We start from the raw sequence: 14,624 nt of genomic DNA on the forward strand, positions 1-14,624 counted from the left end.
AAAGACAGGTATTCCAATACGAATATCTGTCTCTTTATTTACTATTAATTATTTTTCGTAAAACTTAATCTCGGTATTAGCTAAATCAACGGTGTAGGTCTCATCTTCAAGTGGACGCTTAGTCATGCCCTGATCAGTTGAGTAGATGATTAAAGCAAGTTTGCTACCAGATGGGATAGTGTAGTAGGTAGGTTGAAGCAAGAAGTCCAAATCGTAGAACTTGTCAGCTTCAATTGCTTCAGGCTTCTTCATGTCCTTGTAGTTTTGCATGTTCATGTGGGCCTTAGTGATCAACTTAGCCTTGGTCTTCTTGTCTGGAACAAATTCTTGCAAAGTGTCAGTGCCAAAACGGTAGCCTAATTCTTGTCCGCCGCGCATTAAGAACTTAGGAGTAGCAGTTAATCGTTGTCTTTCACCAAGTTCAACTAAAGCAACGGAGATTTCACCCTTTGGAAGGCTACCAGAGACTCTTACTTTGACTTCTGGGCGACCCACGATCGTAGTAGGATGAATAAATTCATCTGTTTCAAAACGTAGACTTGGTTTAGTCCATTTTTCGTCGCCGCAGATAAACTTGTATTGCCAGTCGCTTTCTGAGATGCCAGATTTCTTAAATTCAGTGCCACCAACATCGGTGAAGCTCATCTTTGCCTTGCCGTTACCATCTTGGTAAAGTTCATGGTCATCTGTTGGATAGTAGATCTTTTCTTGACCTAATTCATCGCTCCAGTCTTTTTCTTCATGCCACTTATCAGCTTGCAGGTTATCTTGAATCATGACTGTTGGCCATTGATTGTAGGCATTGTTTTCAAGACCGAGCAACTCATGAACAAACCAAAGATTCATTAAATCTGTGAAGTCGATTGAGACAAAATTGTTCATGTTGTAGTGAGGGCCTTGGTGCAAGAAGAGATGATGCTTCATTGGCATCTTGGATACTAGCTGCCAGATCTTGTAGACGTTTTTTGGCTTAACGTTCCAGTCGTTTAAACCGTGAACTGAGATCCAGGAACATTTGATGCCATCAGCGTGGTGGCGGTAGTTTCTAGCTTCCCAGAAGTCAGAGTATTGACCAGTTTCACGGTCTTCTTTTTCAAGTAATTCCTTTTGCATCTTGTCGTATTCTGGCTTGATCTTGAGGTAGGAACCTGCATCCCACAAGTTAGATTGACAAGTTTCAGCCAAAAGGTCGAGGTCTTCACCTTGGCAAGCCTCAGGAGCAATAACCAAACCGTGTTCACGGTAGTAGTCATACCATGATGAAATCGCAGCTTCAGAAACAACAGTCTTCAGACCCTTGACGCCAGTAGTTGCAATAGCGATTTGCAAAGTACCCAAGTATGAACGACCAGTCATCCCGATGTTGCCGTTGCACCAGTCAGCCTTAGTTTGAACAGTTCTAGTTCTGTCAGTGTAGGCAATACGATCGCCATGCAGCCATTCAATGACAGCTGCAGCTGATTCAGTTTCTTCAGGTGCACCGGTAATTCTGACACCGTCACTGCCGCGCGTACCGATGGCACCAGCAAAGACGCTAGCAAAACCACGAGCAAGCATATATTCGTTTAATGGGTAAGATGACTTGTGAACTGCTTCTTCAGTTGCTGGGTGGCTTGAACCATCTGGCTTTTCTGCCTTAACGATTGGTGAGTGTTCATATTGTGGGTCGTTCCAAGTACTTGCATCGGACAAGTTTTCATCAACGTTGTGGTTTCGTTTTTCGTTGGCGATGATGCCACCGAAGTATGGGGATGCGGTGTAAAGTGCGGGTACTTTTAATCCCTTATTGGTTTCTGCAGGACGGAAAACAGTAACTTGGATTAAATCGCTCTTACCGTCATGATCAGTGTCAAGATCAGTTTCGACATAAACGACTTCGCGGATGACTTTGTTTGTGTCAAAAACAGGGATAGATTTGCCATTGAAGAATTTGAACTTGTTTTGACCCCAGAACTGAGTGAAGTAGCCTTTACCAGCCATCACATCGAGCAAGATTTGACCATTCTTACTACGAGTGTTGAGCAAACGGTAGAAGGCTGAGATCAATTTGTGATTGTCGCTGATGTCTTGCATAAATGGCAAAGCATTTTTTTGCATAAAGCGAGTTGGGTCATCAAATTGATAGTCGTAGTGAACGTGATAGCCGAGCAGTTGCAAAGCAACGTTGTAGAATTGTTCGGTGCCGATTTCTGTTGGCTTTTCTTTAAGAAAATCAGCCAAGGTCTGGTGATCGGAAACTGCAAATTCAGCAAGTTTGGCATTTTTAGCAGCGTCGGTTTTAGCTTCAGCGATCGCATTTTTAACTAATTTGGCTAAAAGACTACTGAAGTCCCAGTCTTGATAATTTTTTGGTAAGAAGTTGATATCGATTAATTCTTTAACTTGTTGTTGAAAATCAGTTTCAACATAAGCGTATTGGTTATATTTCATATTTTTCTCCTTTGTCAGTATTATTACCTTATAGTTTACCCGTTTGAAGTGAGAGAACCAATAAAAATGAAATCAATAAAGAAATATTTTAAGTAAAGTAAAAATAGTCCATAATATAAGTAATTAGATTTTATTGATATAAGGATATTTTTATGGGACTGTTCGATTTATTTAGTAAAAAACAAAAGAATGCTAATCAATCATTTTTTGCTGAGCAGCGCGGACAACAAGCAATTGCAAAAATTAATAAATTAGCTTTGCCTGAGCGCTTGAAAAAGCAAATGATCGATGCTGGGGTATTCGATATTTGGTTTAACGATGAGGATTTAGCACCGCTGGCTGCAGCTATTAAAGATGAAGAAATAATTCAATATGCAGCGATTGGCATTAATGAGCATAGTGAAAATGTAATGCTTGTTTGCAGCAATCGTAATTTGATTATATTGAAGAAAAAACGTAGCGATGAACCTCAGATTATTGATTTAAAGCAGGTTAAAAGTGTCATCTTAAAGAATCAGCTTATGTACGGTGAATTATCTTTAATTGTCGGTAATCGGAGCTTAGATATTAATTCAATTAATAAAGTTCCCGCCGAGATTTTAGCCGATAACATTAAGAAGTGGTCCAAAATTGCTCAGGGTAAAGATGATGATTTTGATCAGCAGGTTGAGCAAATCAAAAAATTGAAAGAATTGCTGGATCAAGGAATTTTAACTGAAGAAGAATTTCAAGCTAAAAAGAAGCAAATTCTGAAAATATAATTTTTAACAATGTCTTTTTCTTGATTATGAAGTTAGACCGTGTATAATATTTGTCTAATTATATTTAAGGAAGGACATGGTTTTATGAAGCTTATTAAAGTGAAAATCCTAACAGTCTTGTGTGGTTTGCTAACCTTAAACGGCTTAGCCATGTTGTTTTCAGGACTGATTATTCAAATGAACGAAGCAGCAGATTTTAACGCTGCACATGAATTAGTTGTAGCTAATTCCACTAATGCGATTATCTTTTTAGGTGTTGTGATGGTCCTTGGCTTTGGAGTATTGTTTTTCAATAACTGGGCCAAGATGAAGAATAAACATAGTAAATGTGTAAAATTGATTTAATGTAAAGAAACCCCTACAAGATTTCATAGAGTCTTGTAGGGGTTATTTTTTATAGCCAAGTTTGCTCAAATATATCTTCTTTAAAGCCGCAGGTTAGATGCTTGTCATCTACGACAAGAGGGCGCTTAATTAACTTGCCATCTTGTGACATCATTTCTGCTGCTTCTTCAATGGTCATCGTTGGTACTTTTTCTTTTAAATTGTCCGCACGATAACGTTGACCGTGTGTATTAAAGAAGTATTTCAAACCGCGATCTTGATACTTAGTCATCCATTTAATCAAATCGTCTTTTTTAGGCGGCTCTGCAACTAAATCTTGAAATTCATACTGAACATGATGGTCGTCCATCCATTTGCGTGCTTTTCTAGAAGTGGAGCAACGTTTATAACCGTAAAATTTAATCATAAATTACCTCATTTACTCATGTGTTGTCTGAAAAATTCGATTTCTTCATCGTTAGCGATATCTGCGATTCTGTCTTTTTGGTTAACGAAAAAGACGTGACCACGAGGATTATCTTCATCACCATAAGATTTACAAATAGCATGAACGCCGCGACCAAGCAAAAAGCCGAAAAGTGTAAATTGCATGTCGTGTAAAAAGTCGTTATTGGCAGTAATTAAAAACGTAGGCAAGAAATTGTGGTCAATGTATTTTTCTACATCCAACTGTTCATGATATTTATTAACTGCATTCTTAGTAAAGTAAAGACTTTCCACGCCTGCAAGGCTGTCTGGCGTTAAGACGAAGGATGCGGCACAGTTTAAGCCAACTGCTCTAAATTTTAAGTTAAGTGGCTTATATGAGAATAATTTAGCATAATCTGGATTGGCCAAAATGGTAACGTATTGCTCTGCCATTTGACCGCCTGCACTGTCACCAATAATGAAGACATTATTTCTGTCTAAGCGATATTCTTCTGCATGATCATCGACCCAGTGCATGTAACGATCAACATCGTCTAATTCATCTGGAAATTCTGCATGTTCTGGGGCTAAACGGTAGTTAGGATTAATAAATGCAAATCCACGCTTGGCTAACCCCATGCCATAGTATTGGTAGGTTTCTTTGGTACCATAAACCCAACCGCCACCGTGGATATTAATAATGACAGGGAAGGGTGCACTTTCTTTTTTAGGAAGATAAACATCTAATGTATGCCATTTTTCGTCTGGACCGTAAGGTAAATTGTCGATTCTTTCAACTTCTGGGATGTCATGAGGCAGATCACTGTCACGATGATCATCGCTTTTCTTACAACTACTGCGATACTCATGAAGGAAGTTTTTAATTTTATTTGTAAGTTCCATCTTCTTATTCTCTTTTCTAAAAACAAACGCTTTCACAATTAATTATACTCAAACTAAAAATAAAAAATATTTTTTTGAAAAATATGCTTGCATTTTTAAAAGATATTACCTATAATAATTTATGTTCTGTTGAGGACATACAAACATACGAAATGGTCTGGTAGCTCAGCTGGATAGAGCAACAGTCTTCTAAACTGTGGGTCGTGGGTTCGAATCTCACCCGGATCACTGATAAAAGCAATACTGCGTGTATTGCTTTTTTTGTGCTTAAAATAAGTTAATCACCATTTGACCACTAAAAATTGTATAATACAAATTCATGACAATAATTAAGTTATTCTTACATTGAAGCTTAATCTGTTGACTAAATTTGCTAACGATATTATTCTAAATTTGATTTCTTAAAAAATAAGTGTGAATTTATATTATTTTCGCATAACGGGGGAAAGAAGATTGACTACTACCAAAAAGATTATTATGAAACTGGCATGTGCAACAGCTCTTGGTGCGGCTGGCGTAGCAGTAACTCAAGTAAATAGACCACAAGTTACTGTTAATGCTGCAACTACTTCTGTAGCAGCTCGTGCTCTTGGGGTTGACGTTGCTAGTTACCAAAGTGCTGATTTATCAAGTCACGCTCAAGCTGGTTCACAATTTGCTATTGTTAAGGTAAGTGAAGGAACCTCTTATCGTAATCCAAAAGCATCTAACCAAATCTCAACAGCTATTTCTAATAATATGATGCCAATGGCATATCATTTTGCTACATTTAGTTCAAATGCTAATGCAGCAGTTGCTGAAGCAAATTACGCTATTGAGGCAGCTCAAGCATTTGGTTTGCCAAAGGGTTCATATATTGCTTGTGACTATGAAACTGGTCAAGGCAATAATATTTATGGTGGTAAGACGCCAACTGCTAACGCAATCATTGCATTTATGGATCAAATTAAAGCAGCCGGCTATAAGCCACTTCTCTATGCAAGTTCATCAGTTTTGCAAAACAACATTGATACCAGCAGCGTAATTGCTAAGTACCCTAACTCATTATGGGTAGCTTCATATGCTATTTCAGGTAGAATTGATAATCCTAACTTTAATTACTTCCCATCAATGGACGGTGTATCAATTTGGCAATTTACTGATAACTGGCGTGGCTTAAACGTTGACGGTAATGTTGCAGTTCTTCCATTGTCAATTGATGGAAATGTAACTTCAAACAATGGTGCTATTTCTCAAGCTCCAAGTAAGCCTGCTACTAGTTCAAAACCAGCTAACAATGAACCAACAACTACTGGCTACATTATGAAGAAGTCATACGTTTACAATAAGAAGGGTGAACGTGTAAGTGGTTCATATGCTGCATATACCAATATTAATTATTATGGTGGAGCAACTAAGCTTGATAATGGTAAGACCGCTATTAGAGTTGGCACAGACCGTTACATTATGGCAAGCAATGTTTTAGGTAACTCTCGTGTCTTAAGGCATAATGCTTATGTTTATAAGAATAATGGTTATTCTCGTGCTAGCTGGCGTGTATTAAGAAAAGGCACTCCAATTAAGACATATGGTTCAAAATTCCACATTAATGGTAAGAGCTATTACCGTATTGGTAAAAACATGTATGTTAAGTGTGGTAACTTTTAATTAATAAAAAATAAATAGAAGCGCAAGTGAATTCGTTTATCAGAATTTGCTTGCGCTTTTTTGTGTTGGCAAGATATGATTATTTCAAATAAGTTGGAAAAAGTAAGGAGGGAAATAATGAAAAAGAAACTTCTAAACTTAATAGGAATACTTAGTTTAATAAGTATTTTTGTAATTTGGACTCAACCTGTAAAGGCTGATGTTGATTATGACATTACTGATATGAATGTTACTGCTAAGGTTAATCGTGATGGTTCAGTTATGATCCATCGAAAGATATATTATGATTTTGACAGCGATGCACATGGCGTTTTTTATCGACAAAATTTAACGCAAAAACAGCAAATTAAGGATATTCAAGTAAAGGTAAATAATCAACCGGTGGTTGCTGCAAATAACGAGAAAAATAATACTTATCAATTAACCAAGAAAGATAATTCCTATAGGTTTAAGGTTTTTCATCGAATTTCGGAAGATAGCCGGATTAAAGTTGAATACTCTTATAAAATTTTAAATTTAATCACTAATTATAAAGATACTGCTGAATTAAATTTTAAAATTATTGGGAATGGTTGGGATACCGACATTGATCATGCTCAAGCTACAGTTGTTTTTCCTGAACCGGTAAAAGGGCTAAAAGCATGGGCTCATGGCTCGTTAGATGGCTATACTCAAGTTTTGCCACAAAAGGGTAAAGTCATTATGAAAGCAGACGGCGTAGCAGGTGATGTTGGAATCGAAGTGCATGCGATTTTCCCTACCGCTGTCACAGCAGCAAATAAAAATTTTGTTGATCAGAATAAAAAAGCAGCGATTGAAAAGCAAGAGGCGCAACTAGCCAAAGAAGCTAATGAAAGAAGAAAAAGAAAATCATACTTTGGTTGGGGCTTAGCCTTTGTTTCTTTGATTAGTGGGTTAGCAGTTATTATCAAGGGATTCTTTGGTAAAAAATTAGGTTTTAAACCTAAAAAGGAGCGGGATCTTGCTCATAATTATGAAATTCCTAATGTGGATCCAGTAACTGCTCAGGTTTTAGATAATGCTACCTGGCCAGATACAAAGGCATTTACAGCATATTTAATGCAACTTGCTGGTAAAAAGAAAATTAAAATTGAGGAGTTTAAGACAAAGCACTTAAAGAAGACCAATTATCGAATTTCTATTGTAGATGAAAGTATCTTAGATGATGATTTGTTATATTTTCTCTTTAAACAGGTAGGAGATGGAAAATCTTTTACAACCAAGGGATTAAGGAATTATACTTCCAGAAAATTAGGCAAAAAATTCGATAGCTGGTGCAAGAAAAGATATAAACAGACCGAAAAAGATGGATTTTTAGATCATGGATTAAAAATGGTTAGAAGTCACTATCGTAGTCTAGCTATCATAGGAATTATGATTAGTATTGCTGCCTGGGCGATTGCAATATTCCAACTTGGTTCATCTACAGCTAGTGTTGTTGGTGGTGGAATTTTACTAATTATCATTGAATTTATCGCTTTCTTTATCGGCAATAATAAGATTAGTCTGTATACAAAAAAAGGCGCGCTTGAAACTGGTCAAGTGCGTGGATTTGAAAAGATGCTAGATGACATTGGCAGATTTAAAATGAAAGATATCGGTGACCTGATTTTATGGGAAGATATTATGCCATACGCGGTTGCCTTTGGTTTGTCGAAAAAAGTTTTAAAGCAATTAAGACTTGAATTCTCTGAAGATGAATTGAATGCGACTGGCTTCATCGTTGGCAGTTCTTTCTATAGTACGGGTAGTGATGGCTTTGAAAGAAAATTTACTAGTAGTTTTTCTGAAGGTGTATCTTATGGTTCGTCGTCCTCATCTGGCGGCAGTGGCGGCTTTTCCGGTGGCTCCTCCGGCGGTGTAGGTAGCGGCAGCGGCGGAGGTGCTTTTTAATCGGAGAATTTTAGAAACAAAGCGATGAAAAAACTTGTATAATTAAAGGAAAAAAGAAAGAAGGATGAATTATGCCATTTGTACACATTGAATTAATTAAAGGTCGTTCTGACGAACAAATTACTAACTTAATGAAGGATGTTACTGAAGCCGTTCATAAAAATACAGGCGCTCCTAAGGAACATATTCATGTCATTATTAATGAATTAGGTAAGCATTCATACGGTCAAGGCGGAGAATGGAGGGCTTAATAATTTGAAGATAATCTTTTGCATCGGCGAAAGATTATTTTTTCGTTTTAGAATTAGGGGATAAATATGACGCAATTAACTGATGAAATGTTTCAAATTTTTGATCAACCAGAATTTTCTTTTAAGAAGATCAAAATGCAGCACACTGAAGCAGAAGTGGCAGAATTAAAGGACAAATTTAAAGGCGTATGGCAAACTTGGAAGGCTGTTAATCAGGCTGTAGCAAAAAAATGCCAGCGGGCGAATTTGCTAAAGTTCATGTAGAGAGCTGGACTAATGGTTGGAATTTGCGCGATCATTACTGGGCTTCATATCGTTTGCAAGACTTAGCAGATGCTAATCCTTGTATTGGCGTAATGCTGGATAAGAAACAATTGCAAGTGTATTTGATGTTTCAGCATTATAAGAGTGAAAAAAGAAGAATGGCTCCTGAACAATATAATAAACTATTGGCTGACATTCCTAGTTGGAGTAAGCAAATTGATTTGCAAGACTGGTATATTTGGAATGGCGAAATGTCTTCTGAATTTGATAAGCATACAAAATTAAATGATTATTTAAAGCAAAGCGATATTCAGACACAATTTAAATCAGATCTCAAAGATGCAACGTTTTTGATAGGGAAATTTATTTTTAGAGATCAGCAACATGATGTTAATATGGAAGACTTTATTACACAGGCAATTATGGACTTGGCGCCATTGTATGAAAATTTGGATAAAAAATAAGGACTTACTTCGATAAAATATCGAGATAAATCCTTGATAAAATTAATTTAACTTAACTTAACTATCCAATTATATTTGTCTTCTAAATCGCCGACTTGGATGCCAAATAACGTATCATAAAGTTTTTGTGTAATTGGGCCTACTTTGGTTTCGTCACCGAAGGCATGCTTTTTACCTTGGTAGGTAAGTGAGCCGACTGGTGAAATAACTGCGGCCGTTCCCATTGCACCTGCTTCAACGAAGCGATCAACATCATCGATTGGAATTTTTGTTTCAATTGGATTAAGTCCAAGCTCTTCCGCAATCTTTAAAATTGAACGCTTAGTAATAGATGGCAAGATAGAATCTGATTTAGGTGTTTGGAATTGACCATCTTTAGTAATACCGAAGAAATTGGCACCACCAAATTCATCAATGTATTTGTGTTCTTTAGGATCCAAATAAAGAGCATCCGCAAATCCATTTTTCTTGGCAATTAATGATGGCATTAAGCTGCTGGCATAATTACCGGCAGTTTTTGCTTGGCCAGTACCGGCTGGAGCTGCACGGTCGTAATCGCTGACCTCATAAGGCATTGGCTTAAGTCCTTTAATATAAGCTCCGACTGGAGTGGCATAAATTCTAAATTGATAAGTCTCAGATGGTGACACGCCGACAATTGGCTGCATCCCCATCATGAATGGGCGAATATAGAGCGTTCCGCCAGAACCATAAGGAGGAACAAAGTCTTGGTTAGCTTTAACAACCTCCTTAACGGCTTTAATAAATTCGTCTTCAGGATAAGGCTCCATTAATAGTCGTTTTGCAGAGTTAGCCATTCTTTTAGCATTTTGTTCAGGTCTAAATAAATTAATGCCATCATCTTTTCTGCGATAAGCTTTAAGTCCTTCAAAGACCTCTTGGCCATAGTGCAGTTCTTCAGCTGCTTCATTAAAGGTAATTGATGAGTCTTGGGTTAAGTGGCCGCCTTGCCATTTACCATCTTTAAATTCATCAACCCAGCGATAAGGCAAATCGTGATACTTAAAGCCGAGTTTATTCCAGTCTAAGTCTTCGGGATGAGTTTTAGCCATAATTGTCCTCCTCGTTGTCTCAATATCATTTTTATTAGATTATAGTGAGACTTAACTTAAAAAGCAAAAGGTTTGATATATACTTAAAGTAAGTAAAAATAAAACAATATAGCTAAATTGAAAAAGTGGTGAAAATATGTACGATTATCGTAATAATATCAAAGTAATTTTAAATAAAACGGAGGCAGACGACAAAAGTTTAGCCAACAGTTTAAATGCCATCAAAGCAATTATTGCTATGGCTGATGGCGGAAATGTGGACAAACCAAAAGTAAAAAGCGCTCCAAAGAAAAATGCCAATACTCAATCAATTGCCCAACGAAATGCAGATTTGAAGCAATTTAAGCAACTATTGATGGGATTAACTAATTTAATCGAAACACCAGGGAATGAAAAAGCTAAGAAAACTTCATTGGAAGCTCTACATAAATTAACTTTTGTTCCTGGTGTGGGTAAACGTTATGGCAATGTTTTAGGCAAACTAGACCAAGCGATTCAAAAGTCAAAGACTACTAAAGAGGCAATCAATAAAAAGATTTTTGAAGATGCGATGAAGCCTAAAGAGCAACCTAAGCGTGATTATCGTAAAGGTAGACGCTATACAGTTATCCGTGCACTTTCTGGTTGCAATTTAATTAATGATGATGGTCAAATTGTTTATCGCATTAAGGAATCACAAATTCATTCGCTTAATTTGAAAAGCGGAGATATTGTAGAAGCACTAGAAGATCGAGAGAATCCTCATTTTGAAGCTGAAATTTTACGTGTTGTTGGCTATCGCAAATTACGTACGCGAGATTATGATCCGATTGAGGAATTTCGTTATGCGGTTGTGCAAGGTCGAACTGGACAATTGGCAATTACGCGTAATATTAAAGGACAAAAATTACGCATCAGAGGTAAGGCAATAACCATTCCAGTAGATTCAAGCTATTATCAAGGTGAAAATATTCATTTGGAAGATGGCTCAATTGTTGATTTAGCTTGGTATACTGGGGATGTTCGCATTAAGAAAAATCCTGCTGATGCCGTACAAATTCGCTGGATTTATCAAGTAGATCCACCTAAACAATCAGACCTTTCTTATAAGAAGAAAGACAAGAGCAAAGATAAAGCAGCAGAAGAATTAACTAAATTAGATATGAATCTGCACTATCAACGAGTAGGTATTGCAATTGGTGATAATCAAAACGAAGGAGTTTTAGAGGGAATAGTTAATCGTTATAATGGCATTCCGATTCCAATTGATGCCTTTGAAGGTAAAAAGAAGGTCATGGAACGCCAAATTAAAGATCTTGATATTGTGATTTTGATGACAGCATATGCTGCTCATGATGCGACTTGGAATATTCAAGAATTTGCTTCAAAATATGGGGTGAAATTTGCAGTTTCGTCATCAAAAGGTTATAGGTCATTTGAAAGAGCACTATATCGTGCGGAAAATAAATTACCTGCTTACGAGGGAACACAAACAATTGACTATAAAGAAGCAAAAGATAACTAATATCTGCTTTGTTTTTATTGATAAATTCTTTTTTAGGTAGTAAACTATAAGAGTTGTATTTGTGGAGACCTCCACATCTGCAACCGCACGGCTCGGGGTTAGAAGTCTTCTTGAGTAAGAAGCACCTCAGTTCGGCGAGTCTAAGTATTTTTTCGGAGGTGTACAAATGTACGCAATTATTAAGACCGGTGGTAAGCAATACAAAGTTGCAGAAGGCGACAGCGTATTTGTAGAAAAGCTTGATGCTGAAGAAGGTAGCTCAGTAACTTTTGACGAAGTTATCCTTGTTGCTAATGGCGACGACGTTAAGGTTGGTACTCCATTAGTAGATGGTGCTAAGGTAACTGCTAAAGTTGAAAAGCAAGGTAAGGAAAAGAAGGTTGTAACTTTCAAGTACAAGCCTAAGAAGCACTCACACAGCAAGTATGGTCACCGTCAACCTTACACTAAGGTTACAGTTGAAAAGATTGAAGCTTAATTCAGAGGTGAAATGATTATGAATATTTTAGGTATGAAATTATTTGCCCACCACAAGGGTGGCGGTTCTACTGCCAACGGTCGTAACTCAGCTGGTCGTCGTTTAGGCGCTAAGGCTGGTGACGGTCAAACTATCCACGCAGGTACTATTATTTACCGTCAACGTGGTACTAAGATTCACCCAGGCAAGAACGTAGGTCAAGGTGGAGACGACACTTTATTTGCACTTGTTAACGGCGTTGTTAAGTTTGAACGTCTTGGCAAGTACAAGAAGCAAGTTTCTGTATACCCAGCTGAAGAAGCTAAGTAATTCAGATATAAAATAAGGCGGGTAGCTAGTGCCACCCGTCTTTTTTTATGGTATTTTCCATAGCAGATTTAGTATAATTAATAAATATATTACGCAAAGAAGGTATCTGATTATGGAAAATAAAGAGGAATTACTTACATTAATTAACCATCGTATTAATCAAGTTACAGCTTTGATTAAGGAACATAACGCAGATGCTATGATTATCTTTAATCAAGCTAATTATCGTTATCTTACTAATTTTACTGGCGAAGAGGCACAATTAATATTGACGGCCAGTGGTGAGCGAATTCTTTTGTCAGATTCACGTTTTGCAGGGCAAATTAAGGCGCAAGCTCCAGGTGAAATGAATGTAATAATGAAACATTCAAGTGACTATGAAGAATTGACTAAAGCCCTTAAGAAAATGAATATCAAAAAGGTTTTGGTAGAAGGTGAATTTGTTTCAGCTAGTGAATTTTCAAAATTAAAGGAATTAAATCCAGATCTTAATTTTGAAATGGTTGAAGAACTAGTCGAACGTGTCAGAAATGTAAAAGATGAACTTGAAATTGCTGCTTTACGCAAAGCTATTGATATATCAATGGAAAGTTTCAAAGGTATTTTGCCAATGATCAAGCCTGGCGTAAAGGAACGTGCAATTGGTGCTAAACTAGATTATCTTTTTAAAGTAAATGGTGGAGACGGCCCAGACTTTGAGACAATTGTTGCTTCAGGTGTGCGCTCGGCTTGGGCTCACGGCGTAGCTAGTAACAAGGAACTTGAAGAAGGCGATATGATCGTCATTGATTTTGGTAGTTTTTATCATGGTTATGCAGCTGATATTACTAGAACGGTTGCCTTAGGTGACGTTGATGAGGAAATGCACAAGATTTATGATATTGTCCATGAAGCACAGCGCCGAGGTATTGAAGCAGCCGTTGTAGGAAATACAGGCCACGATGTTGATAAGGCAGCTCGTGATTATATAACTGAGCAAGGTTATGGTAAATACTTTGGTCATGGTATTGGTCACGGAATTGGTCTTGAAATCCATGAATTATGTCAACCTGCTCTGCCTTTTAGGACAACTAAACTAGTTAATAATATGGTTCACACTGTTGAACCAGGGATTTATTTACCTGATAAAGGCGGCGTTAGAATCGAAGATGATATTTTGATTCATGATCAAGCGCCTGAAACTTTATCTACTTTGCCTAAAGATGAGTTAATTTCATTATAGTTAATATTTTAATAGGCCGAAGTTATAGCCAAAACGGTCTAAGATTGGTAAGATAATAATTGTAGAAATGAGGGACTTATTATGACAATGATTTCAGTAAACGAATTCAAGAATGGCTTAACTATTCAATACAATAACGATTTATGGCGTATTGTTGAATTCCAACACGTAAAACCAGGTAAGGGTAGTGCATTCGTACGTTCAAAGCTTAAGAGCTTGAGAACCGGTGCTGTCCAAGAATATACTTTCCGTTCAACTGCAAAGGTTGAAACTGCAGATATTCAAACTAAGTCAATGCAATACTTGTACAATGACGGTTCAAGTTACGTATTCATGGATACTTCAACTTACGATCAATTAGCTATTCCAAATGAACAAATCAAGGATGAAGCTAACTACTTGTTAGAAAACATGGTAGTTAACGTAATCATGCACGAAGGTGAAACTTTAGGTATTCAATTACCTAATACTGTTGATTTGAAGGTAGCTAAGACTGAACCAAACATCAAGGGTGATACTTCATCAGGTGGTGGTAAGCCAGCTACTATGGAAACTGGTTTGGTAGTTAACGTACCATTCTTTATTAACGAAGGTGACGTATTAACTATCAACACTTCTGATGGTACATACGTATCACGTGCAAATAAGTAG

The 14,624-nt window shown here is 37.1% G+C and carries 14 protein-coding genes, 1 tRNA gene, 1 pseudogene and 1 other annotated feature; of the genes and pseudogenes, 12 read left to right on the forward strand and 4 right to left on the reverse strand.

Translation table 11 applies throughout. The features are described 5' to 3' along the window. Positions 1-48: 48 nt before the first annotated feature. A complete protein-coding gene (locus tag B5E95_RS01250) occupies positions 49-2,430 on the reverse strand; it encodes a Xaa-Pro dipeptidyl-peptidase (RefSeq protein WP_087235437.1) in 2,382 nt (793 codons plus the stop codon). Positions 2,431-2,582: 152 nt separating this feature from the next. On the opposite strand from B5E95_RS01250, the gene B5E95_RS01255 reads away from it, so the two are divergent. Together B5E95_RS01255 and B5E95_RS01260 are read left to right on the forward strand one after the other, a co-directional pair. Then, positions 2,583-3,191, forward strand: coding sequence for an SHOCT domain-containing protein (locus B5E95_RS01255; RefSeq protein WP_087235438.1), 609 nt, complete (start codon positions 2,583-2,585; stop codon positions 3,189-3,191). An 84-nt stretch (positions 3,192-3,275) separates the two neighbouring features. After that, on the forward strand, positions 3,276-3,536 hold the full coding sequence (locus B5E95_RS01260) for a hypothetical protein (protein ID WP_087176582.1): 261 nt from the start codon (positions 3,276-3,278) through the stop codon (positions 3,534-3,536). 49 nt (positions 3,537-3,585) lie between these two features. Here B5E95_RS01260 and B5E95_RS01265 read toward each other — a convergent pair whose 3' ends face one another. Both B5E95_RS01265 and B5E95_RS01270 read right to left on the reverse strand, forming a co-directional pair. Further along, positions 3,586-3,942 (reverse strand): arsenate reductase family protein, encoded by a 357-nt coding sequence (locus B5E95_RS01265; RefSeq protein ID WP_087235439.1) that lies wholly within the window; start codon positions 3,940-3,942, stop codon positions 3,586-3,588. An 8-nt stretch (positions 3,943-3,950) separates the two neighbouring features. Beyond that, on the reverse strand, positions 3,951-4,847 hold the full coding sequence (locus tag B5E95_RS01270) for an alpha/beta hydrolase (RefSeq protein WP_087235440.1): 897 nt from the start codon (positions 4,845-4,847) through the stop codon (positions 3,951-3,953). Positions 4,848-5,001: 154 nt separating this feature from the next. Here B5E95_RS01270 and B5E95_RS01275 point away from each other — a divergent pair. The 5 genes and pseudogenes from B5E95_RS01275 (at position 5,002) to B5E95_RS01295 (ending at position 9,387) form a co-directional block, all read left to right on the forward strand. Next, a tRNA-Arg gene (locus tag B5E95_RS01275) sits at positions 5,002-5,075 on the forward strand. Positions 5,076-5,300: 225 nt separating this feature from the next. Further along, entirely contained in the window at positions 5,301-6,494 is a 1,194-nt protein-coding gene (locus B5E95_RS01280) for a GH25 family lysozyme (RefSeq protein WP_087235441.1), read from the forward strand. A gap of 117 nt (positions 6,495-6,611) precedes the next feature. Continuing rightward, the gene (locus tag B5E95_RS01285; RefSeq protein ID WP_087235442.1) at positions 6,612-8,408 is read left to right on the forward strand and encodes a DUF2207 domain-containing protein; all 1,797 of its coding nucleotides are present in this window, start codon (positions 6,612-6,614) and stop codon (positions 8,406-8,408) included. Between the two features lie 71 nt (positions 8,409-8,479). Then, complete coding sequence (locus tag B5E95_RS01290) at positions 8,480-8,659, forward strand: 2-hydroxymuconate tautomerase (RefSeq protein ID WP_003547962.1); 180 nt, start codon at positions 8,480-8,482, stop codon at positions 8,657-8,659. Positions 8,660-8,725: 66 nt separating this feature from the next. Further along, positions 8,726-9,387, forward strand: a pseudogene (locus B5E95_RS01295) (HI_0552 family protein). 47 nt (positions 9,388-9,434) lie between these two features. Here the strand turns inward: B5E95_RS01295 and B5E95_RS01300 are convergent. Continuing rightward, a complete protein-coding gene (locus B5E95_RS01300) occupies positions 9,435-10,463 on the reverse strand; it encodes a branched-chain amino acid aminotransferase (protein WP_289569738.1) in 1,029 nt (342 codons plus the stop codon). Positions 10,464-10,596: 133 nt separating this feature from the next. Between B5E95_RS01300 and B5E95_RS01305 the strand changes: the two genes are divergently transcribed. From B5E95_RS01305 to efp, 5 genes are all read left to right on the forward strand, one after another. Then, positions 10,597-11,964, forward strand: coding sequence for a DUF2325 domain-containing protein (locus B5E95_RS01305; protein ID WP_087235444.1), 1,368 nt, complete (start codon positions 10,597-10,599; stop codon positions 11,962-11,964). A 71-nt stretch (positions 11,965-12,035) separates the two neighbouring features. Further along, positions 12,036-12,116: a sequence feature (ribosomal protein L21 leader region), on the forward strand. Between the two features lie 14 nt (positions 12,117-12,130). Further along, positions 12,131-12,442, forward strand: a complete 312-nt coding sequence (rplU, locus tag B5E95_RS01310) for a 50S ribosomal protein L21 (RefSeq protein WP_003627604.1) — start codon at positions 12,131-12,133, stop codon at positions 12,440-12,442. Between the two features lie 18 nt (positions 12,443-12,460). After that, complete coding sequence (rpmA, locus tag B5E95_RS01315) at positions 12,461-12,751, forward strand: 50S ribosomal protein L27 (RefSeq protein WP_007125344.1); 291 nt, start codon at positions 12,461-12,463, stop codon at positions 12,749-12,751. Positions 12,752-12,863: 112 nt separating this feature from the next. Then, entirely contained in the window at positions 12,864-13,973 is a 1,110-nt protein-coding gene (locus tag B5E95_RS01320; protein WP_087235445.1) for a M24 family metallopeptidase, read from the forward strand. Positions 13,974-14,054: 81 nt separating this feature from the next. Next, complete coding sequence (gene efp, locus B5E95_RS01325; RefSeq protein WP_025005857.1) at positions 14,055-14,624, forward strand: elongation factor P; 570 nt, start codon at positions 14,055-14,057, stop codon at positions 14,622-14,624.

It is taken from the genome of Lactobacillus gallinarum, assembly GCF_002160635.1.
In the GTDB taxonomy this organism is placed as follows: Bacteria; Bacillota; Bacilli; order Lactobacillales; family Lactobacillaceae; genus Lactobacillus; species Lactobacillus gallinarum.